This is a genomic window from Candidatus Methylomirabilota bacterium (assembly GCA_035315345.1).
In the GTDB taxonomy this organism is placed as follows: Bacteria; Methylomirabilota; Methylomirabilia; order Rokubacteriales; family CSP1-6; genus CAMLFJ01.
Window position 1 is genome coordinate 1 of record DATFYA010000179.1, and the last position, 20,289, is coordinate 20,289.

Here is a 20,289-nt window from a genome sequence, read left to right on the forward strand (position 1 = left end):
CGCCCGCCCCCACCGCACGCTGGATCGCGTCCTGGCTTAGGGCTTCGCCCACGCCACGCCCCCTGACCGCCTCGTCGACCACTACATCCTCGATCCAGGCCCGTACGCCGGTCGGGATCCGGAAGACGACGAGCGTGAGCAGCCCAACGATTCGTCCATGGTCTCGCTCATCTCGGGCAATCAGCACCGTGCTCGCCGGCGCCTCTACAATCTCTCGTATTGCGGCCGGCGTCGGGACGGCCGCACTCCGCGACAGCTGGGGGATCAGACGGTTGAAGGCAGCGACCAACTCATCGTCAACTCCGCTCGCTGCGCTAACCTTGATCTCGCCTTCGCCGGAAGAACTCATCGCTGTCTGGCTAACGAGAAGTATCTAGTTCCGCATAACGCGTAAACGCTGCGGGCGCGGTCTGGATAGATCGGCCGGCGACTCGGCCGGGACTGTGTGAGCGGGCAATGGAGACGCGAGCTTGGCTCATTGCCTCGGGCGACGAGCCCAGTGTTACACAGACCAGGATAGTTACGAACAGGTGATCTGACGGGACAGTTTGGCGGTACTTGCCTCCAGTGCGGCGGCCGTCGGTTTGCCGTCGTCTCGAGTCGATCGGCCCCAGGCCGGTGCCCTGGTCGCTCAGTACGGCGACAGCAGGCGGTCGGCGGGGCTCCGGACCCCGGCCGGCCCGCGGTTCAGCACGTGGGTATAGATCATCGTGGTGGTCACATCGCGGTGGCCCAGCAGCTCCTGTACCGTGCGGATGTCGGCTCCGTCCTCCAGCAGGTGGGTGGCGAAGGAGTGGCGCAAGGAGTGACAACTGGCGCGCTTGGCGATGCCCGTGCTGCGCACTGCGGCCTTCACCGCGCGCTGCATGACGGATTCGTGCAGGTGGTGCCGGCGGCGCTGGCCCGTCTCCCGGTACAGGTAGATGCGCGTGGCGGGGAAGACCCACTGCCAGCCCCACTCGCGGCCGGCCCGCGGATACTTCCGGGCCAGGGCCCAGGGCAACTCGACCCAGCCGGCGCCGGCGCGCAGGTCGGCCTCGTGCCGGTCGCGCACCGTCTCGAGATGCTTGCCCAGGTCGCGGCTGACGGCGGTGGGCAGCATCGTGACGCGGTCCCGATCGCCCTTGCCGCCCCTGACGGCGATCTGGTTCCGCGCGAAGTCGATGTCCTTCACCCGGAGGCGCAAGGCTTCCAGCAGGCGCAGCCCGGCGCCGTACAGCAGGAGCGCGACGAGACGGACCGGCCCGTCGAGGGCGTCGAGGACGCCGTGAACCTCCCCGCGCGACAGGACCACCGGGATCCGGGCTGGCCGCTTGGCCCGCACGATCTCGTCCAGCCACGGCAGGTCCTGCTCGAGCACGTCGCGATAGAGGAACATCAGGGCGCTCAGGGCCTGGTTCTGGGTCGACGCGGCCACGTTCCGCTCGAGGGCCAGCGCACTCAGGAACCGGGTGATCTCGGCCGCGCCCATCTCCGCCGGGTGGCGCTTGTCGTGGAAGAGGATGTACCGGCGGATCCATCCGACGTAGGCCTTCTCGGTGCGGAGGCTTCCGTGCCGGGCCCGCAGCGTCGCCCGCACCCGGTCCAGCAGGCGCGGCGGCTTCGGCGACGTCGGCAGGGTCATCGCCGGAGGCTAGACGGAGCCCGCGCCGGCGCGCAAGACGTGGACTCAGCGATACACCCGCGCCTCGCGAGAGTGTCGCTGTCCAGTAGAAATGTCCGCCTAACTGTTCAGTGAAAATGTCCTCCCTCGGTCGGGGTGAATGGGCCTGGGCGTTCGGGTTGGCGGCGGGAGAAGAGGCGCCGCCAGGGATGCGAGGGCGGGGGCCGGCGCAGATGCCGGGCCAGCGCGGTGAGCGCCGCGAGGGGGGAACCAGGTTCGGAGCGACGACGGGGGCGAGACGGGCCTCCCTCGGCCGCCGCGGTCCTGGCGGCGCGGAGGCGGGCGGCGCGCTGCGGGACCAGGAGGAACGGGGGCGCGGGCGCGAGCGCGGTGGCCAGGCGGCGGCCTTGGTAGGAGATGAGCAGGCGGCCGTCGAGGCATTCGGCCAGCGCCACGCGACAGCCGGCGTACGAGCGGCCGTGCGGGCCGCGCGGGATCTGCACGATGCGTGGCCCGAGTCGGACGGTGTTGTCGCGGGCGACGCGTCGGGTGTAGCGGCAGCTGAGGCGATCGGCGAGATCGCGCGGGGGCGGGCGCCACGCGGCGCCGGCGACGGCGGGCGGACGCGCGAAGCGGCGGTTGTGGTCCAAGAGATACGTCGGCAGATAGGCCTCGGCGGCCGCGAGGGTCTGCAGACCGCGCAGCCGGAGCTCGGCGACGACGCGATCCTGCAGGGTTTCCCAGAGGCGTTCGATGCGGCCCTTCGCCTGCGGCGAGTGCGCGGCGATATAGCCGATGCCCAGGTCCCGGAGCACCTGGCCAAAGTGGGTGGGATGCTGCGCGCCCTGGAGTTCTTCCTCGAGGCTCCAGTGCGCGTCATTGCGGACGAAGACGCCGAGGCGATCGCCATAGAGACTTACCGGCAGGCCGTGGCGCTCGGCGAGGCCGCGGAGGAGGGTGAGGTAGCCGTGCAGATCCTCCGCGGGCCGGAAGTGGAGCGCGAGGACGGTGCCGGTCGCATCGTCGATGGCGCCGAGCAGCAACCAGGGCGTGCCGGTGCCGAGCCAATCAAACGCGCTGCCGTCGATGAGGACGAGGGCGCCGGCGGCGGCCCGCCGGGGCCGACGGGCGCGGTGCTGCGGCGGGCGCCGCCGGCGCTTGGCCGCCCGGCCGCCGCGCCGGCGGAGCCGGCGGACGGTGCTGCGGCTGATATCCAGGCCCTCGACCTCGCGAAGCTTCTCGGTGGCGTGGCAGTCGTTGAGGTCCCGGTAGGTGGTGTCGACCAGCGCGCGCACCCGCTCCCGCACTTCGACGTCCACGGCCCGCGACGACGGGCGCCCGCGCAGGCGATGCACGAGCCCGCGGACCCCGGCCTCCCGATAGCGGGCCTTGAGCCGCCGAAACTGCCGACGCGACATGCCGAGGGCCTGAGCGCCTTGGGCATTGGTGATGCGACCCGCGAGGGCCGCCTTGACCAGGCCAGCCCGCGGCGCCTCCTTCCGACTCATCGTCACGGTCTCCCATGTCTCCATGGGAGGACACAACTACAGAACAGTTAGGGAGGACATTTCTATAGACCATCAAGACCCGCGCCTCGCGAGAGTTGCCCCTTCGCGCCCCCGGCGGTAGCATCCAGAGGCGGATGCCCTTCGCCTACTTCAAGCGCCTCTCGCGACGCCAGCAGGCGATCTATCTCGAGAGCGACGGCATCGTGACGATGCCGCTGGCGCAGCCCTCCCGGCTCCAGCCCCTGGTCACCGCGCTCGCCCGCGCGCTCGACGGGGGCGAGCGCGCATGCACCGAATCGGCCGCGCAGCGCCTCGTCCTGGGCCTGGCCGCCGCCCTCGGCGCGCCGCCGGTGCGCGTGAAGGTGCTGGCCGCGCGGCCGCACGCGGACTGGGGCGAGCTGCACGGGCTCTACGAGACCACGCACCGGGCCGGGGAGCCGCCGCTCATCACCCTCTGGATGCGGACGGCGCGCCACAAGCGCGTGGTGGCCTTCCGCACCTTCCTCCGCACGCTGCTCCACGAGGTGGGGCACCACGTGGACTATACTTTGCTGCGGCTGGGCGACTCCTTTCACACGCAGGGCTTCTACGCGCGGGAATCGCACCTGTTCCATCAACTGGTCACCGACGGGGGAATCCTCATGGCGAGTCTGGAAGAGCAGCTGGCGCGCATGGAGCGCACCGCGAACGATCTGGCGGCCGCCATCAAGGGCGTGCCGGACGCCGCGCTCGGCAAGCGGCCGGACGACAAGAGCTGGTCGGCCAAGGAAACGCTCTGCCACCTGCGGGACACCGAGGAATCGTTCATGCAGCGCTTCCAGGCCATCATGGAGATGGACGAGCCGCGCTTCCAGCCTGCCGAGCCCGACCGCTGGGCGGTCGACCGCCAGTACCAGCGCAACGACGCAGGCGAGGCGCTCGCCGCCTTCCGCACCCGCCGCGTGGAGACGCTGCGTTTCCTGCACGGGCTGCGCCCGGAGCACTGGGACCGCGGCGGCGTGCACGCCACGCGCGGGCGGATGACCGTGAAGGACTTCGTGGCCCTCATCGCCTGGCACGACGACAACCACCTCGATCAGCTCAAGCGCGCGCTCGCGGGCAAGCCGTAGGTGAAGCGACCGTCTATTCGATCGCCTGCTCCGCCTGCAGCAGCAATGACGGAGGAATCGAGAGGCCCAGAGCTTTCGCGCTCTTGAACGAGCCCAGGGCGAGGACGGCGCTGAGGATGACGACCACGACCTTCATCATTGCACTCTCGGGCAACCGCCGGACATGGCCGGACACTCTAGCATCAGCCCGGCGCCTCCAGTAGCGGCGAACGCACCGAGCTCCCCGCCCCATTGTGGCTCGGGCGCCGCTGCTGATGTCCGGAGAAGCGGGGCGGCGTGTCTCGCCGGCTGGCTCAGCCGAGCGGACCCAGGATCAGGACGAGCGGGGTGGCGAGGATGATGGCCGAGACCAGCCATCGGGCCGACGACCGGCCTCGCGCCCGCTCACGGAAACCGATCCCGATCGTGACGAACGCCGCCGCCGCGGCGAGGAGCACGATCGCCAGTGCCAGGAGCCCACGGTTCACGCATCCGAACAGCAGCACCGGCGTGAAGTAGAGGCCGACGATCGCGGCCGGCGCGATCGCCGGGAGGGCAGCGTGCTTCAGGATCGTGCTGAGCATTTCTCTTCCAGTCTTGCACAACCCGAATTTCCCCATGCCGCCGGCCGGGGCCGCGGCGGATCGGGCTATGCTGCAGGCGATATGGCCAGGGCCCCTCTCAACACCGCGGCGCGCCTCGAGGAGTACGCGAAGCGCACCGGCCACGATCTGGTCGTCTCGGGTGCGGTGCTGGGAAAGATCACCCTGCCGCCGGGCGTGCGGGCCACGTCGTGCGGCGAGCTGGCGCTACGGGGCAAGGAGGCGAGCGTCGCCGCCTACGGCCTGGCCCTCTGACCGTCAGGGTGATTCGACGCGGACGCGGCGGACCCCGGGCTGGGATTCGAGCGCGCCGATCAGCTCCTCGGGCGCCACGTCGACCGGCACGTGGGCCTGGAAGGTCACCGCCACCGAGCCCTCGTCGATCCGGCGCTCGTACTCGCCGGGAGTGATCGCGATCCGGCGCGCGCGCAGCGCGCCGATGATGTCGGGCCAGGTCGGCGCGGGCTCGCCCAGGGTGAGCGAGACGCGGCGGGTGACACGGTCATCCTCCTTGTGTTCGAGCTGGCGCAGCAGGGTGAGGGCAACGACGCCGAGCACGGTGGAGAACACGCTCACCACGTACATGCCCGCGCCGGCCGAGAGCCCGATCGCCGCGCAGAGCCAGAGGCCCGCCGCAGTGGTGAGGCCCTGCACGCTGACCCCCGTCCTCAGGATCGCACCGCCGCCGAGGAAGCCCACGCCGGTCACCACCGAGGCCGCGATACGCGAGGGATCCACCGCCACGAGATCCTGGCGCTGGTAGTGCTGGAAGTACACGAAGTGCGTCGACACGACCATGAACGTCGACGAGGCCAGCGACACCAGCAGGTGAGTGCGCAGACCCGCGGGCCGCCGGTGCAGGCGCCGCTCGTAGCCGATGGCCGCGCCGAGCACGGTGCCGACCAGCACGCGCAGCAGCAAGTCGGCGTGCAGCCACATCATGTCGTCGCGCCGGCCTCCACCGTGGGCTCGTAGTGCGTGGCGTCCGGGAACCCGATCGGTCGGATCGCGGGCAGCGTGACGCCGGCCTCGCGATAGGCGGCGACGAACGCCGCGATGGTGCGGAAGTCGCCGATGCCGCCCAGCGCGGACACGAGTCGATCCGGCACCGACTCTAGCTTGGGCGTCCGGTCGTACGCGGCGATCTCCGGCGCGAAGCCGCTCTGCTCGAGCATCGCCCGATAGAACGGCAACGCGAGATAGCGGGACAGCTCGACGCGAAACTGGCCGGCCGACGCCGCGCGGTCCGCGGTGAGCGCGGCCGGCACCGCCGCCACGATCTCGAAGCCGTCGAGCGGCTTGCCCGCCTTCTCGCGCCCGCGCCGGATGGCGGGCACCGCCTTGTCCCGCACGTAGGCCGGCGAGGCCAGCCAGAGCACGACGCCGTCGGCGATCTCGCCGGCCAGCTCGAGCATGCGCGGCGAGAGCCCGCCCAGCAGGACCGGGGGCGGCGGAGGCAGCTTCGGCAATCCGCTCTGCCAGTTGACGCGATAGCGCGCGCCCTGGTGCTGCGCACGGCCGGTGAGCGCCTGGCGCAGCACCGCCACGTACTCGCGGGTGACCTCGAGCGGCCGGGCCATGTCCAGGCCGAGGGCGTCCGTCATCATGGACTTGTGGCTCACGCCGATGCCCAGGCGCAGGCGGCCGCCGCTGATGTCGGACAGCGTGAGCGCCTCCTGGGCCATGAGCGCGGGATGCCGCGGGTAGATGGGGATGACGCCGGTGCCGAGCCCGGCGTGCGGCGCCACGTGGGCGTAGGCGGACAGGGTGAGCAGCGCGTCGCGCCCGATGCCGTGGGTGACCCAGAGGCTCTCGTAGCCGAGCGCGTCCGCCCGGCGCGCGAGGGCCATCGCGGGAGCCAGGTCGGCGCCCGGGTTCAGGAAGATCGCGGTTCGGGCCATGTCGCCTCCTACGCCCCGACGGCCACGCCGACGGCGGTCAGCTGCCCGCGCAGATCGTCGCCCTTGTCCACGCGGTGGAGCACCGCCTGCATGCCCACCGCGCGCGCCGCGTCGACGTTCTGGTCCCAGTCGTCGACGAACACGCACGCCTCCGGAGGCACGCCGAGCCGCGACGCGGCGAGCTGGAAGATCTCCGGCCGGGGCTTGGCCATGCCGACCTCGGCGGAGACCAGGATGTCGTCGAAGAGATGGTGCCAGCGCAGCTCCTGCTCGAGGCGGACGCGCAGCGAGAGATCGGCGTTGCTCAGCACCGAGCAGCGATAGGGAGGACGCAGGGCCCGAACCACCTCGACGTTGGCGTCGATGGCGACCTGCGCGCGGCGCCACTCGTCGTGCAGCCGCGGCAGCGCGCGCCCGGCGCGGCGCTCGAGCTCGCGATGCGCGCCGTCGGCCCACGCCGCGGGATCGCCCACGCCGCACTCGATATCCGCCCAGGCGGGGCAGCGGTAGAGCGTCTCGAAGACCGAGGAGCGCGGCAGGCCGTGGGCGCGGTCCAGCTCACGCGCCACGTCCCAGCGCATGTCCCACAGCACCCCGCCGAAATCGAAGATGACGGCGCGGAGCTTACTAGTATTTCCCACGGATGGTGTTGGACGGCGGCTTGGGCCCGGTTTCCGCCGGCTTGTCGCTCGTGAGCGGCAGCCAGCCACGCTCCTTCAAGCACTGCTCGTCCAGGGTGTTGCTCTTCGTGCACACGTCGCGGTCCCGCTTGAACTCGTCCACCGTGTAGTTGACGTTCGGCTTGTACCATTGCCGGTCGCGCTCGGTGCTGCAGCCGACCAGCGAGAGCGTCGTCGCGATCACCAGGAGGCAATTCCGTCCAATCATGAGCGTCATGGTACCATGCCGCCCATCCATGCTGGACACCACCATCGCCGGGAGTCTTCCCAAGCCCGAGTGGCTCGCGCCCCCGAACACCCTCTGGGCCCCGTGGCGCCTCGAGGGCCGCTCGCTCGAGGAGGGCAAGCGCGACGCGGTGCTCCTGGCCTTGCGCGAGCAGGAGCAGGCCGGCATCGACATCGTGACCGACGGCGAGCAGACGCGGCGGCACTTCGTGTGGGGTCTGGTCGAGCAGCTGGACGGCATCGACTTCTCGCGGATGATCACCATCGGCATCCGCGCCGATCGCTACAAGGCCACCGTGCCCACCGTCACCGGCCCGGTGCGGCGCCGCGGCTCCATCCACGGCGAGGACGTGCGCTGGGCGCGCGCCAACACGAAGCAGCGCCTCAAGCTGACGATGCCGGGCCCCATGACCATCGTGGACACCATCCACGACGCCCACTACGGCCGCCGCGAGCGCCTGGCCATGGACCTGGCCCGCCTCATCAACGAGGAGGCCCGCGAGCTGGAGGCGCTCGGGCTCGACGTGCTGCAGCTCGACGAGCCGGCCTTCAACGTGTACATGGACGAGGTGCGCGACTGGGGCGTGGCCGCGCTGGATCGCGCGGTCGAGGGGCTGCGCTGCCGCACCGCGGTGCACATCTGCTACGGCTACGGCATCAAGGCCAACACCGACTGGAAGCAGACCCTCGGCGGCGAGTGGCGTCAGTACGAGCAGACCTTCCCCTTGCTCGCGGCCAGCCGCATCGGCGGCGTCTCGCTGGAGTGCGCCGGCTCGCGCGTGCCCATCGCGCTGATCGGCCTGCTCGGCAACAAGGACGTGCTGGTGGGCGCGGTCGACGTGGCCACCGACCGGGTGGAGACGCCCGACGAGGTCGCCGCGGTGATCCGCGCCGCGATGCAGCACGTGCCCCCCACGCGCATCTTCCCCTGCACCAACTGCGGGATGGTGCCGCTCTCCCGCGCGGTGGCCCGGGCGAAGCTGCAGGCCCTCGGCGCGGGCGCGGCACTGGTGCGACGGGAGCTGGCCGCCTGACCTGCTAGGGCTCCGCGCGCCCCTTCGTGGCGAACTGCTGGTCGTAGAGCCGTCGCAGCTCCTCCAGCGTGGTGGCCTGCGCCGGCGACTTGTCCTCGCGGACGCGCGCGATGCGGGCGAAGCGCAGCGCGAAGCCGGACGGATAGGTCGGGCTCTTCTGGATCTCGTTGTAGTCCACCTCGACCACCACCTCCGGGCGCACCCGCACCGTGTAACCGTCGTCGCCGATGGCCAGCGCCTGGAGCCGCTCGGTCATCTCGGTGAACTCGCGGTCGGTGAGGCCCTTGAAGGTCTTGCCCACCTCGGCCCATCCGTCGCCGTCCCGCACCGCGAGGTGATAGTTGGAGAGCCAGCCCACGCGGCGGCCCGACCCGCGGTCGGCGGCCACGATCACGCAGTCCACCGTGAGCGCGGCCTTGAGCTTGAACCACTTCTTGCCGCGGCCCCCCGGCTCGTAGGCGCTGCGCGGATCCTTGGCCATCACGCCCTCGTGCCCGGCCGCGAGGGCGCGGGCCATGAACGCCTCCCCCGCCTCCACCGAGTCGACCATCACCCGCTCGGCCAGCCAGCGGCCGCCGGTCACGCGCTCGAGCGCGCTCCAGCGCTCCGCGTAGGGCCGGTCGAGATGCACGCGGCCGTCGGCCATGAGGCAGTCGAAGAGATGCAGCGTGAGCGGCCGCGAGCCCGCCGCCGCTTCCACCCCGCGCACGCGGCGGAAGCGGCGCATCAGCTCCTGGAACGGCAGCGGGCGGCCCGCCGCGTCGAGCGCGACCACCTCGCCGTCCAGGATGAGCGGCGCGGCGCCGGAGAGGTGATCGCGGGCGAGAGCGACGATGTCGGGCAGGCTCCGGGTGACGTCGGACATGCGCCGGCTCCAGATCGCCACGCGGTCGCCGTCGGCGTGCAGCTGGATCCGCGCGCCGTCGTACTTGTACTCCATCGCGGTGGCGCCGCCGTGAGCGGCCAGCGCGTCCGCCGGGCCCGCCGCGATCTCGGCCAGCATCGGGAGCAGCGGCACGAAGACGCGGGGCTGCGCGGCCGCCAGCGCGGCCGGATCCGGCCCGAGGGCCAGCGCCGCGACCGCCGTGAGGTCGCCGGTGACGAGGGCCGCCCGGCGCACGAGTGCCGGCGCGACGCCGGCGGCCTCCGCGATGGCTTCCAGCACCAGGCCCTCGGACAGCCCCATGCGCATCTCCCCGAAGATGATGCGCTGGAGCAGGTCGCGCTCGGCCCCCGAGGCGCGCGCCGCCAGATCGGCCAGGAGCCGCTCGCGTCGCTGCCGCGAGCCGGCGCCGGCGGCGGCCGCGACCTCGCCGAAGACGCGGGCGACATCCTCCAGCGTGAGCGGCGCCTCGTCCGCCGCGCCGCCCGGCGGCGGCGGAAGCCCGCGCGCGTTGAGCACGCGCGGATCGGAGACGGCAAACGCCCGCCCGCTCAAATAGACGACGGCGCGGGTCAGATCCTCGGGCGACAGCGCGCGCAGATACTCGGCCACGAGACGGCGCTTCTCGAGTCGACCCGGGCTCGCCGCCACGCGCGCGCAAAGAGCGGCCAGATCGGAGAGCCGCGCCATGGAGTGATTATGCGCCCGCCGTCTTCCCCCTCACCCTACCCTCTCCCCGGAGGGGAGCGGGCACATCCCGGTTCTCCATCTCTCCGCGGGGGGGCCGGGTGAGGGGCCCAGCAGGATGAGGGGCGCGCGTACTAGATGATAAGCAACAACCACCCCGCCAGCAGCGTCAGCACCGTCACCGGCACGCCGACCTTCCCGTGCTCCACGAAGCCGATGTGGATACCGGCCCCGTGCGCCTGCTCCACCACGATCAGGTTCGCCACCGAGCCCAGGATGGTGAGATTCCCCGCCATCGTCGACGCCATCGCGAGCAGGAGCCACGCGCGCACCGGCTCGCCGAACGTGGGGATCACCGTCTTGAACAGGAGCACCGCGGGCACGTTGGAGACCAGGTTCGAGAGCACCGCGGTGACCGCGGTGAGCACCGCCGGGCGATGGAGCCCGATCGCCGAGGCCCAGCCCAGGAGCACGCCGGTGAGGCCCGACGCCTCCACACCAGCGATCACCACGAAGAGCCCGGCGAACAGCACGAGCAGCCCCCAGTCGATCTCGCGGTACACCTTGTCCGGATTCACCCGTCGCGTGAGGAGACAGCAGGCGGCGCCCGCGATGGCGACCAGGGCGATCGGCACGCCGGCGAGGAACGCCACCAGCATCACGCACACCGCCACGATGGTCTTGGTCATCAGCGCCCGGTGCACCACGAACCGCTCCTCGAGGCTCCCCGCCGGCAGGATCGGCGGCAGCGCGCGCCGGTACGCGAGCCAGATCACCGCGAACACGAGGACGAGCCCGACGACCGCCACCGGCGCCTCCCGCAGCAGGAACGTGCGGTAGCCCATGCCCGAGAAGCTGCCCACCAGCATGTTCTGCGGGTTTCCGGTGAGCGTGGCGACGCTGCCCACGTTGGCCGCGGTGGCGAGGCCGATGAGATAGGGCTGGGGCGGCAGGCGCAGCTGGCGCGCGAGGTCGAGCACGATGGGGGCCATCACCAGGCACACCACGTCGTTGACGAACAGCGCGGACAGGATGCCGGCGGCCGCCACGACCAGCGCGAGCAGGCCGACCGGCGTGTGCGCGCGACGCACCGCCGCGTACGTCACGAGGCGGAAGAAGCCGGAGAGCCGCAGGTAGGCCGCGACGATCATCATGCCGAACAGCAGCACGATCGTATGCGCGTCGACCGCGGCGACCGCGCGGTCCCACGGCAGCACGCCGCTCACCACCACGACGGCGGCGCCGATGATGGCGACGCCGGTGCGGTCCACCCGCAGGAACGGCAGGCGCCCCAGGGCGAGGCCGAGATAGGTCCCGGCGAACGCGACCAGCGCGATCACCCGGTGAAAGTTGGCCTCGTCCATCCGATCGCCCCGGGGTCAGGTCTTACATTCCGACATTTTCAACGCGCCAGACGAGTCTCCGGACGTTCAAAAATGTCGGAATGTAAGACCTGACCCCATCTTCCGGCTACCCGAGCGCGCGCTCCATCCAGACATCGGCGCGCGGGTTGCCGTTGTAGTCGGCGATCTCCTGGAAGCCGTAGCGCCGGTACAGCCGCACCGCGGCCTCGAGCCGCGCCTCGCTGTCCAGCCGCAGCACGCGCCCGCCGAGGGCGCGCGCCTCCTCGAGCACGCGATCCATGAGCCGCGCCGCCACGCCGCGGCCGCGGTGATCCGGCCGGAGCCACATGCGCTTGAGCTCGGTGACGTCGGGTGCGAGCCGACGCACCGCCGCGGTCCCGACCACCCGGCCCGCGGGATCGATCACGATCAGCATCACCCCGGCCGCGCCGTCGTACTCCGTCTGCCAGTCGGCCACGTCGTGATCGAGCCCGGCGGCGTCGACCTCCTCGCCGAGGAACCGGAAGTACGCGGCGAGCTCGCGCGCCACCCCCGCGTCGTCGGCGGGCCCGGCGCGCCGGATCTGGTAGTCCTCGGCCACCTACCGCTTCCGGTCGTGCGCGGCGAGCCCGCGCTGCCAGAGATACTCGGTCTCCCCGAGGTGCTTGCCGACCCAGCGCGAGAGCACGAAGAGCAGATCGCTGAGCCGGTTGACGTACTTGAGCGGCCACTCGCCGATGTCCTCGACGCGCGAGAGCTCGAGCACCCGCCGCTCCGCGCGCCGGCACACCGTGCGGGCCTGGTGGAGGAAGCCGCCCACGCGGCCGCCGCCCGGGAGCACGAAGGACCTGAGCGGGGTCAGCTCCTTCTGGCACTCGTCCATCAGGCGCTCGAGGGCGGTCACCTGCTCGGCGCCCACCCGGAACATGCCCTCGTAGAACGACTCGGCGGGCGTGGCCAGCTCGCCGCCCAGGTCGAACAGCTCGTTCTGCAGCCGCCGCAGCACCTCGTCGAGCCAGCGCGATTTCCGGCTCGGCCTCTTCGGTTCCGCATTGAAGGCGCGGGCAAGCCCGACGATCGAGTTCAGCTCGTCGATGGTGCCGTAGGCCTCGATGCGCGGCGAGTCCTTCGGCACGCGCCGGCCGCCGACGAGCGCGGTGTCGCCCTTGTCGCCGGCGCGAGTGTAGACGCGCGTGATGCGCACAGGCATGGGTGCTCCTCCCGCGCCGAGGCTAGCACAGGTGCTAGACTCGGGCCATGAGCGACTGGCGCGAGAACCTCAAGGCGGCGCCCGACGACATCGCGCGAATCGTGCGTGAGTGTCAGCGCATCGCGGTGCTGGGGATGAAAACCGAAGCGCAGCGCGATCAGCCCGCGTTCTACGTGCCCGAGTACATGGCGACGGTCGGCTACGACATTGTCCCGGTGCCGGTCTACTATCCCGAGGTCACCGAGATCATGGGACGGCCGGTGTACCGTACCGTCGCGAGCGTGGCCCCGCCGGCGGACATGGTGAACGTCTTCCGCCGCCCGCACCACATCCCACCCCACATCGACGACATCCTGACCGCACGGCCGCGCGTGGTGTGGCTACAGCTGGGGATCCGCAACGATCAGGCGGCCGAGACATGGGCGCGGGCCGGCATCCAGGTGGTGCAGGACCGCTGCCTGCTGGTGGAGCACCGCCGGCTGCGTCGTCCGTGACGTCAGGAGACGATCGAGAACAATCGGCGCATCGCGCGTGAGCCGGCCGGCACCGCGAGGACCGGGCAGCGCGCCAGCCGGAGCACGCGCTCGGTCGTGCTGCCCCGGAGCGCGTCGAGCACGTCCGCATGTCCGGCGGTGGCCATGACGATCAGGTCCGCGTTCCACGCGTCCGCCGCCCCGACGATCTCGTCGACCGCACTGCCGGAGCGCGTCGTCACGCCCCACCCGCACGCGGCGTCACGCGGCAGCGGAACGTCGGGCACGGAGGTCGCCTCACCGACGTGCAGCAGTCGCGCGGTCACGCGAGAGGCTCCCAGGCCTCGGACCAGCACCTCGACCGCGTCGACGGCGGCGCGCGGCGACGGGGCATGGTCCACCGGCACCAGGATCCGCTCGAGTCCGACTTCCCCCGTCTCCGACGAGACGAACCCCCTGGCCTGCCCAGGGATGAAGAGCGTCATCGCTCCCGATTCGCGCGCGATCGGCTCGGCCGTCGATCGATGAGTCCACCGCGCCATTCCGCGCCGCTGCTCGGTGGCCAGCACCACCAGCTCGGTCGGATGCTCCTGCACGAACCCGACGGCGGCGTGGACGGGATCGCCGTCGATCGCCATGATCTTGCCGACCCGGATGCCATGCGCGCGCGGCGCGACCGTCGCGTCGACCGGCGGCCCGTCGCCGGCCCAGCGCCGGAGCGTGTCCCGGATCCCCGGGAACTCGGTCCAGGTCTCCGTCGTCCGCTCGGCGGTGGCGTGGAGCACGTCGATCTCGGCCTGGGCCGCGACCGCGAGCTTCAGCGCGTGGACGAACGCGATCTCGCTGGCCGCCGAGAAATCGGTGGTGTGGAGGATTCGCCGGGTTGGTCTGGTCACCTCGTCACGGACTTCGTTCATGAAGATTGCTCCCTGAATGGCCGCTGACCAGCCACCTTCCGCAGCTCGGGCCGAGATTGTACCGTCCCGGAGCCGGCCAGGAAAGCGAGATCACGCCCGGCGGGCGCGGAGCGCGGCGAGCGCGCGGGTCAGGTCCTGCCGGTCGCTCTCGGTCAGGGCCGCGCGGCCGAAGCGGGTGCGCTCGTAGTGCTCGGTGATGCGGGAGAAGGCCTCCGCGCGCTCCGGCGCCGCCGCTTCCACGCGCGACGCGAACTGACGCGCGGTCTCCGAAGCGCCCGGAAAGAGGCCGCGGCGAGCCAGTAGCCGGAGCGCGCGCCCGTAGAACGCGGGCATGCTCGCGCCCGCGCGGCTCCGGCCCCGCGCCGGCCCGGTACGTCGCACGAACCAGACCAGGAGCCCGAGGCCCGCGACACCGCCCACGACGAGCAGCGTCGCGCGGTTCCCCCAGTGCCGCGGCAGGGAGAACCCGAGGCGGAAGTCGGTCGCGCCCCGATGCACCGCCTGGGCGATCTGCACCTGATCGCGCAGGCTCCAGTTGACCACGTAGCGATACCAGCGCATGCGCGCGGCGTCGAAATAGAGCGACATGGAGCCCGGCAGCGTCTCGACGGTGGTCTCGCCGCGCGGCGACGGATCGAACGTCACCCAGCCGCGCCCGTCGATGTAGGCCTCGACCCACGAGTGGGCGTCGCTGAGCCGCACCATGAAGTAGCGGCCGTAGGGGTTCCACTCCCCCTGCTGGAAGCCCGCCACCACGCGGCTCGGAATGCCCTCGCTGCGCAGCATCACCGCCAGCGCGGCCGCGAAGTACTCGCAGTTGCCCGACCGCCGCACGAAGAGGAACTCCTCCAGCGGCGGCCGGCTGGTCTGTCGCTTCAGCGCGAGGGAGTAGCGATAGCTCGTGCTGAGATGGGCGCTGATCCGCTCCGCGGCGGTCTGCGGATCGGCCGCGCCGGCGCGGATCGCCCGGGCGAGCTGCGCGACCTCGGGGGACAGCGCGGGCAGCTGCAGGTAGCGCGCCCGCTCCGCCGAGGACAGCGTCGCCTTGGCGCGCGCGCGACGATCGGGCGGCTCCACCTCCGACTCCACCAGGTAGTGCAGCCGCGCCGGAGCGTGCGAGGTCGACAGGCCCCCCATGTCGTCCATCACCAGCGCGGGGGCGCGCAGCTCCATGCGGAGCACGCGCGGGGCGCCGAACAGCGCGTCCGTGCCGATCGGCTCGAGGTAGATCTCCTGCCGCAGCGCCGGGGTCCGGGTCTCGGGCAGGCCGACGCCGAAGTCGCCGGCGACATCCCGGCGGAGGAAGCGACGCGGGGCGGACATGCCCGACCACGTGATGCCGTCGAAGTGATCGAAGGCGACACCGCGCCAGCGCAGGGTGGGCAGCCGGGCGGGATCGACCCGCTCGTCGCTGAGGTAGACGCGCATGACCACGGTGTGGTCGTTCTCGATGTCGCCGAAGCTCCCCAGATCCACGCGATCCGAGAATCCGGTCACCATGCGCCCGACCTGCGCGCGCAAGGGCAGCGCGGCCTGGCCGACGCGCGGGATGATGAAGAAGAGGCCGCCGGCGAGCGAGAAGGTGATGGCGGCGGCCACCAGGCTCACGCGCGTGAGCGGGCCACGGAAGAATACGCGGCGGGTGGTGGGGTCGGTGGTCCCGCGCTGGCCCGCCTGGTCCAATTCGGTCACCACGTGATTGAGCATCAGCATCGAGGTGCCCAGCATCAGGAAGAGCAAGAACACGAACAGGAAGCTCGGGTTGAAGCTGATCGCCGCGGCGGCCACCAGCATGAAGAACGAGAGCAGCCCCGCGTCGCGGAGGTCCTTCAGGCCGCGGCGCACGAACAGGCGCAGCAGGATCAGGAACAGCAGGAGGTGGACCATGCCGTCGAGGAGCGAGTAGGCGAGATAGAACAGGTCCACCGTGACCGCCACCGCCGCGGTGGCCACCAGGCTCCAGCCGAGCAGCGGCCGCACCGCCCCGCGCTCGCGCGCCTGCTCGTGCCCCCAGCCCACCAGGATCGCGACCACCACCAGCGCCGCCCCCACCGGACCGATGAGCCCGGCGCCGTAGAGCGCGGCCACGCCGGTGCCCACCATGAGGTATGTCAACAGGCGGAGGGCGAGCAGCGCGGGCATGTCAGGCGAGCGGGATCCGGATCTCGCGGAGTCGGCGGCGGTGGCGACCGGCGTCGAGCGCGGCGGCCGTGTCGGCGACGGGCGCGTCGCCTGCGGCCGGCGATCCGGCCGGGTCGTAGAGAGCGAGCGCGGCGAGCACGCGGCGCAGGTGCGGACGGCCGTGGCCGAGCGGCACGTGCACGCCCGGCCCCGCCAGCGCCACGCTGGCACCGGCGCGGACGAGGGCCACCGCGGCGGACGCGGCCTCGGACAGACCGGCCTCGAGCGCGTCGCTCCCCGCGCGCCCCCGCCCCACCAGCACCAGGCGCGCGTCGTGGCTCGTGTCGGCTTCCGGCTCGCGCACCATCATGGTCTCGGCCTTGGCGCTGCTGCGCCAGTGGATGAAGCGGGGATCGTCGCCCGAGCGGTAGTTGCGCAGGTCGTAGAGATCGTCGCCGCGGCCCCGACGGCGCGCCGTCGCGTCGCCCTGCTCGCCCAGGTCACGTAGGGTCTGGGCCGACATCGGTCGCACCGCCGGGAAGACCAGCACCTCGTCGACGAGCGCGGGGCGGCTCGCCTTCACGAAGAGGCCGAAGGGGAAGCCGGTGGTGATGCGCACGCCGGCGAGCCGATGGTGTCCGCGCCGCGGCAGTGTCTCCTCCCACGTCGCGACCCGCTCGACTCCCGCCTCGATGCGGCGGAAGTACACGAAGCGCCGGCCCGACTCGATGGTCTGCGCCACCGGCGCGAGTAGCGCCACCGTGATCGAGTACGAGGTCAGCGCGCGCTTGCGGTTGACGATGCGGGCGCCGAAGACGGCGGGCTGCCCGGCATAGATCTCGGCGGGCACGACGCCGGTCAGCGCGAGGCCGCGCATCGCCTGCTCGGAGAGGATGCCCGAGACCACCACGAGGGCGAGCAGGGCCGAGACCAGCAGGTAGAGGAGGTTGTTGCCGGTGTTGATGGCGGCCACGCCCAGCGCCACCGCGACCAGGAGGCACCACCAGCCGTCGCGGGTCGGCTTGATGGTCCGGCGCGGGCGGAACAGCGGCCGGATCGCGGCCAGGAGCGCCGACCAGATCAGCTTCACCGCCGGCTTTACCGCGGGACGGGCACGTCCTGGAGAATGGCCGTGACCGCCGCCTCGGCGTCCATGCCGACGGCGGCCGAGCCGGCCACCGAAGCCTTCACGATCACCCGGTGGGCGAGCGCGGCCACCGCGAGGTCCTTGATGTCGTCGGGCAGCAGGTAGTCGCGGCCGTCGGCGAGCGCCCGGGCCCGCGCCGCGCGCAGCAGCGCGAGCGAGCCGCGCGGGCTCACGCCCAGGGCGAGGAGCGGCGAGCGGCGCGTGGCGGTGACCAGCGCCACCAGGTAGTCGAGCACCGACTCCTCGGCCCGCACCCGCTCGGCGGCCTCCTGCAGGCCCAGCACCTCCTCGGCCAGCACCACCGGGGCGAGCCCGGCGGGCGGCGGCGTGGCGTCGCCGCGCAGCACCGCCTTCTCGTCGGCGGGGCCCGGGTAGCCGATGCGGATGCGCAGCAGGAACCGGTCCAGCTGCGACTCCGGCAGCGGATACGTGCCCTCGTACTCGCGCGGGTTCTGGGTGGCCAGCACCATGAAGGGGCGCGGCAGCGGATACGTCGAGTGGTCGAGCGAGACCTGCGCCTCGTTCATGGCCTCGAGCAGGGCCGACTGCGTCTTGGGCGTCGTGCGGTTGATCTCGTCGGCGAGCACGATGTTCGTGAAGAGCGGCCCCGGCTTGAAGACGAACTCCGCGCTCTTGGGCTCCCACACCGTGACGCCCAGCACGTCGGAGGGCAGCATGTCGGAGGTGAACTGGATGCGCTGGAACGAGGCGCCGATGGACCGGGCCAGCGCGGCGGCCAGCGTGGTCTTGCCCACGCCGGGCACGTCCTCGATGAGCAGGTGGCCGCGGGCGACCAGGCCGATGACGGCCAGCCGGACGACCTCGGCCTTGCCGACCAGGGTCCGGCCGACGCTGTCCTCGAGACGCCGGATGATCTCCGTCGAGCCACCCATGGAGTTCCACTATACCGTACGCGGATTTTTCACTCGGCGCGCTGGTCCGCTCCCGCGTCATCGGCTACAATGCGCGCGCCATGGCCCTCGAGCCGCCCGCGCCGCCCCGCTGGCCCAACGACGCGCGCACCGCCTGCGCGTTCACCTTCGATCTCGACGCCGAGACGCTGTGGATGGCGCGCGGAGTCAGCGAGCCGGTGGCCCTGTCGCAGGGCCGCTTCGGCCCGGTGGAGGCGTTGCCCCGCATCCTCGCGCTGCTGCGCACGCACGAGATCCGCGCGTCGTTCTTCATCCCGGCCTGGGTGGCCGAGCACTATCCGGACGCGGTGCGCGCCATCGCCGACGGGGGCCACGAGATCGGCTGCCACGGCGACGAGCACGAGCGGGTGAGCGATCTGCCGCCCGACCGCGAGGAGGCCATCCTCGTCCGCAGCGTCGAGGTGCTCACCCGCCTGGGCAAGACGCGGCCCGTCGGCTATCGCGCGCCGGCCTGGCAGCTGTCCGCGGCCACCGTGGCCCTGCTGGTCAAGCACGGCTTCGCCTACTCGTCGAACATGATGGATCGGCTCTCCCCGTACCTGCACGACGCGGTGGGGGGCCGCCGGATCGTGGAGATCCCGGTCTCGTGGGTCCTCGACGACGCGCCGTACTTCATGTTCACCGGGCAGCGGTCGATGCAGCCGCCCGGACCGGTGCTGCAGGGCTGGCTCACCGAGTTCGAGGGCATCGCGGAGGCGCGCGGAATGACGAACTTCACGTTCCATCCTCAGATCATCGGGCGGCCGTCGCGACTGGCCTGCCTGCGCGAGCTGATGGACCACGTGCGCCACACCCCGCGGGTGTGGATCGCCTCGCTCGCCGAGATCGCGGCCCACTACCGCGCCACGATGGAGCGTGGCGCGAGCGCGGCGGGCTACGCTAAGAGCGTGTGACTACCCTCCGTTCGAGCGCGGGCTGCGCCCGCGCCACCCTGCGGTTTGGGGGAGGCTCGGAGGGGGCTGTCGAGGCCCCCTCCGACTAGAAAGCGGGCGCGATCTCGGCCATGAACCGATCGAGCGTGGGGCGCCGATCGGCGGGGAGCAGGAAGGTCGGAATGAACAGCATGCCCACGCCGGCGGCCTGCAAGGCGCCGAGCTTGTCCTTGATCTGGCTCGGGCTGCCCGCCAGCACGGTGTCGCGCGCCTTCTCGGCGTCCGCGCCCATCCGCTTCATGTAGGCCTGCTCCGCGCGCTCGACGCCGGCGCGGTCGTCGGCGAACGCCAACACCATCACCGCGGAGCGGAGGATCTGCTTGGGATCGCGGCCCACCCGGGCGCAGTGCTCGTCGAGGATGCGGCCCTTGTGCGTCAGCGTGGCCGGGCCGCCCCACACGTTCCAGTGGTCGGCGTGTTGAGCCGCGATGCGCAGCGTGACCTTCTCGCCGCCGCCGCCCACCATCAGCTCGGGGTGCGGCCGCTGCACCGGCTTCGGCATCAGGGGCGCGTCGTCCAGCTGGTAGTAGCGGCCCTTGTAGCTCGCGCGCGTCTCCGTCCACAGGGCCTTGAGCACGCGGCAGGCCTCGTCGAGCCGCTTGAGCCGCTCGCCGGTGCTGTAGAAATCCATCCCGTAGGCGCGGTGCTCGTTCTCCTGCCAGCCCGCGCCGATGCCGCAGATGAGCCGGCCGCGCGAGATGATGTCCACGTTGGCCGCCATCTTGGCCAGCAGCGCGGGGTGCCGGTAGGTGTTGCCGCTCACGATGGTGCCGACCCGCATCCGCTGAGTCTCGGCGGCCAGCGCAGCGAGCGCGGTCCAGCACTCGAGCGTGTCGCCCACCCGATCCGCGGTATTGGGCATGAAGTGATCGGTGACGCACGCCGCGTCCCAGCCCGCCTGATCCGCGTAGCGCCACAGCGCGAGGATCTCGTCCCACGTCGGCCCGGTCATTCCCTGGAAGAGCGCGAATTTCATGGTGGCTGGATGCTACGGGCCGCCGCG

General features: G+C 71.8%; 23 protein-coding genes. 5 read left to right on the forward strand and 18 right to left on the reverse strand.

From position 1 onward, the window contains the following. The 3 genes from VKN16_22735 to VKN16_22745 all read right to left on the reverse strand — a co-directional run. On the reverse strand, positions 1 to 349 hold a 349-nt coding region (locus VKN16_22735; GenBank protein HME97029.1), incomplete at its 3' end, for a GNAT family N-acetyltransferase. A gap of 282 nt (positions 350 to 631) precedes the next feature. Beyond that, on the reverse strand, positions 632 to 1,624 hold the full coding sequence (locus VKN16_22740; protein ID HME97030.1) for an integron integrase: 993 nt from the start codon (positions 1,622 to 1,624) through the stop codon (positions 632 to 634). Between the two features lie 107 nt (positions 1,625 to 1,731). Then, the gene (locus VKN16_22745; protein HME97031.1) at positions 1,732 to 3,111 is read right to left on the reverse strand and encodes an ISNCY family transposase; all 1,380 of its coding nucleotides are present in this window, start codon (positions 3,109 to 3,111) and stop codon (positions 1,732 to 1,734) included. A gap of 134 nt (positions 3,112 to 3,245) precedes the next feature. Between VKN16_22745 and VKN16_22750 the strand changes: the two genes are divergently transcribed. Beyond that, a complete protein-coding gene (locus VKN16_22750) occupies positions 3,246 to 4,220 on the forward strand; it encodes a DinB family protein (GenBank protein HME97032.1) in 975 nt (324 codons plus the stop codon). Positions 4,221 to 4,233: 13 nt separating this feature from the next. Here the strand turns inward: VKN16_22750 and VKN16_22755 are convergent, their stop codons facing one another. Together VKN16_22755 and VKN16_22760 are read right to left on the reverse strand one after the other, a co-directional pair. After that, entirely contained in the window at positions 4,234 to 4,359 is a 126-nt protein-coding gene (locus tag VKN16_22755; GenBank protein HME97033.1) for a hypothetical protein, read from the reverse strand. Positions 4,360 to 4,513: 154 nt separating this feature from the next. After that, complete coding sequence (locus tag VKN16_22760) at positions 4,514 to 4,783, reverse strand: hypothetical protein (GenBank protein HME97034.1); 270 nt, start codon at positions 4,781 to 4,783, stop codon at positions 4,514 to 4,516. A gap of 81 nt (positions 4,784 to 4,864) precedes the next feature. Here VKN16_22760 and VKN16_22765 point away from each other — a divergent pair, with 81 nt between their 5' ends. Then, positions 4,865 to 5,056, forward strand: a complete 192-nt coding sequence (locus tag VKN16_22765) for a hypothetical protein (GenBank protein HME97035.1) — start codon at positions 4,865 to 4,867, stop codon at positions 5,054 to 5,056. A gap of 3 nt (positions 5,057 to 5,059) precedes the next feature. Here VKN16_22765 and VKN16_22770 read toward each other — a convergent pair whose 3' ends face one another. From VKN16_22770 to VKN16_22785, 4 genes are read right to left on the reverse strand one after another with little or no spacing between them, the layout of a single operon-like run. After that, on the reverse strand, positions 5,060 to 5,743 hold the full coding sequence (locus VKN16_22770; protein ID HME97036.1) for an MgtC/SapB family protein: 684 nt from the start codon (positions 5,741 to 5,743) through the stop codon (positions 5,060 to 5,062). After that, positions 5,740 to 6,702 (reverse strand): LLM class flavin-dependent oxidoreductase, encoded by a 963-nt coding sequence (locus VKN16_22775; protein HME97037.1) that lies wholly within the window; start codon positions 6,700 to 6,702, stop codon positions 5,740 to 5,742. The genes VKN16_22770 and VKN16_22775 overlap by 4 nt, the downstream gene beginning before the upstream one ends. A gap of 8 nt (positions 6,703 to 6,710) precedes the next feature. Then, a complete protein-coding gene (locus tag VKN16_22780; GenBank protein ID HME97038.1) occupies positions 6,711 to 7,343 on the reverse strand; it encodes an HAD family phosphatase in 633 nt (210 codons plus the stop codon). Then, positions 7,330 to 7,599: a hypothetical protein gene (locus VKN16_22785; protein ID HME97039.1), complete on the reverse strand. Its 270-nt coding sequence runs from the start codon at positions 7,597 to 7,599 to the stop codon at positions 7,330 to 7,332. Before VKN16_22785 ends, VKN16_22780 begins: the two co-directional genes overlap by 14 nt. A gap of 19 nt (positions 7,600 to 7,618) precedes the next feature. Between VKN16_22785 and VKN16_22790 the strand changes: the two genes are divergently transcribed. Then, positions 7,619 to 8,641, forward strand: a complete 1,023-nt coding sequence (locus tag VKN16_22790; protein HME97040.1) for a methionine synthase — start codon at positions 7,619 to 7,621, stop codon at positions 8,639 to 8,641. Positions 8,642 to 8,645: 4 nt separating this feature from the next. Here VKN16_22790 and VKN16_22795 read toward each other — a convergent pair whose 3' ends face one another. The 4 genes from VKN16_22795 to VKN16_22810 all read right to left on the reverse strand — a co-directional run bounded on the left by VKN16_22795 (position 8,646) and on the right by VKN16_22810 (position 12,764). Continuing rightward, the gene (locus VKN16_22795; GenBank protein ID HME97041.1) at positions 8,646 to 10,214 is read right to left on the reverse strand and encodes an ATP-dependent DNA ligase; all 1,569 of its coding nucleotides are present in this window, start codon (positions 10,212 to 10,214) and stop codon (positions 8,646 to 8,648) included. A gap of 131 nt (positions 10,215 to 10,345) precedes the next feature. Further along, positions 10,346 to 11,575, reverse strand: a complete 1,230-nt coding sequence (locus VKN16_22800; protein HME97042.1) for an anion transporter — start codon at positions 11,573 to 11,575, stop codon at positions 10,346 to 10,348. A 106-nt stretch (positions 11,576 to 11,681) separates the two neighbouring features. Beyond that, positions 11,682 to 12,155: a GNAT family N-acetyltransferase gene (locus VKN16_22805; GenBank protein HME97043.1), complete on the reverse strand. Its 474-nt coding sequence runs from the start codon at positions 12,153 to 12,155 to the stop codon at positions 11,682 to 11,684. Further along, positions 12,156 to 12,764 carry a cob(I)yrinic acid a,c-diamide adenosyltransferase gene (locus VKN16_22810; protein HME97044.1) on the reverse strand — a complete coding sequence of 203 codons (609 nt, stop codon included), beginning with the start codon at positions 12,762 to 12,764 and terminating at the stop codon, positions 12,156 to 12,158. 47 nt (positions 12,765 to 12,811) lie between these two features. On the opposite strand from VKN16_22810, the gene VKN16_22815 reads away from it, so the two are divergent. Next, a complete protein-coding gene (locus VKN16_22815) occupies positions 12,812 to 13,258 on the forward strand; it encodes a CoA-binding protein (GenBank protein ID HME97045.1) in 447 nt (148 codons plus the stop codon). A gap of 2 nt (positions 13,259 to 13,260) precedes the next feature. Here the strand turns inward: VKN16_22815 and VKN16_22820 are convergent, their stop codons facing one another. The 4 genes from VKN16_22820 to VKN16_22835 all read right to left on the reverse strand — a co-directional run bounded on the left by VKN16_22820 (position 13,261) and on the right by VKN16_22835 (position 18,315). After that, on the reverse strand, positions 13,261 to 14,154 hold the full coding sequence (locus tag VKN16_22820) for a universal stress protein (GenBank protein ID HME97046.1): 894 nt from the start codon (positions 14,152 to 14,154) through the stop codon (positions 13,261 to 13,263). A gap of 90 nt (positions 14,155 to 14,244) precedes the next feature. After that, positions 14,245 to 16,296 carry a DUF3488 and transglutaminase-like domain-containing protein gene (locus VKN16_22825; GenBank protein ID HME97047.1) on the reverse strand — a complete coding sequence of 684 codons (2,052 nt, stop codon included), beginning with the start codon at positions 16,294 to 16,296 and terminating at the stop codon, positions 14,245 to 14,247. Position 16,297: 1 nt separating this feature from the next. After that, entirely contained in the window at positions 16,298 to 17,365 is a 1,068-nt protein-coding gene (locus tag VKN16_22830; GenBank protein ID HME97048.1) for a DUF58 domain-containing protein, read from the reverse strand. 8 nt (positions 17,366 to 17,373) lie between these two features. Beyond that, entirely contained in the window at positions 17,374 to 18,315 is a 942-nt protein-coding gene (locus VKN16_22835) for a MoxR family ATPase (GenBank protein ID HME97049.1), read from the reverse strand. Between the two features lie 80 nt (positions 18,316 to 18,395). Here VKN16_22835 and VKN16_22840 point away from each other — a divergent pair, with 80 nt between their 5' ends. Continuing rightward, positions 18,396 to 19,247 carry a polysaccharide deacetylase gene (locus VKN16_22840; protein HME97050.1) on the forward strand — a complete coding sequence of 284 codons (852 nt, stop codon included), beginning with the start codon at positions 18,396 to 18,398 and terminating at the stop codon, positions 19,245 to 19,247. Between the two features lie 85 nt (positions 19,248 to 19,332). Here the strand turns inward: VKN16_22840 and VKN16_22845 are convergent, their stop codons facing one another. After that, positions 19,333 to 20,262 (reverse strand): TIGR03560 family F420-dependent LLM class oxidoreductase, encoded by a 930-nt coding sequence (locus tag VKN16_22845; protein HME97051.1) that lies wholly within the window; start codon positions 20,260 to 20,262, stop codon positions 19,333 to 19,335. Positions 20,263 to 20,289 lie beyond the last annotated feature (27 nt).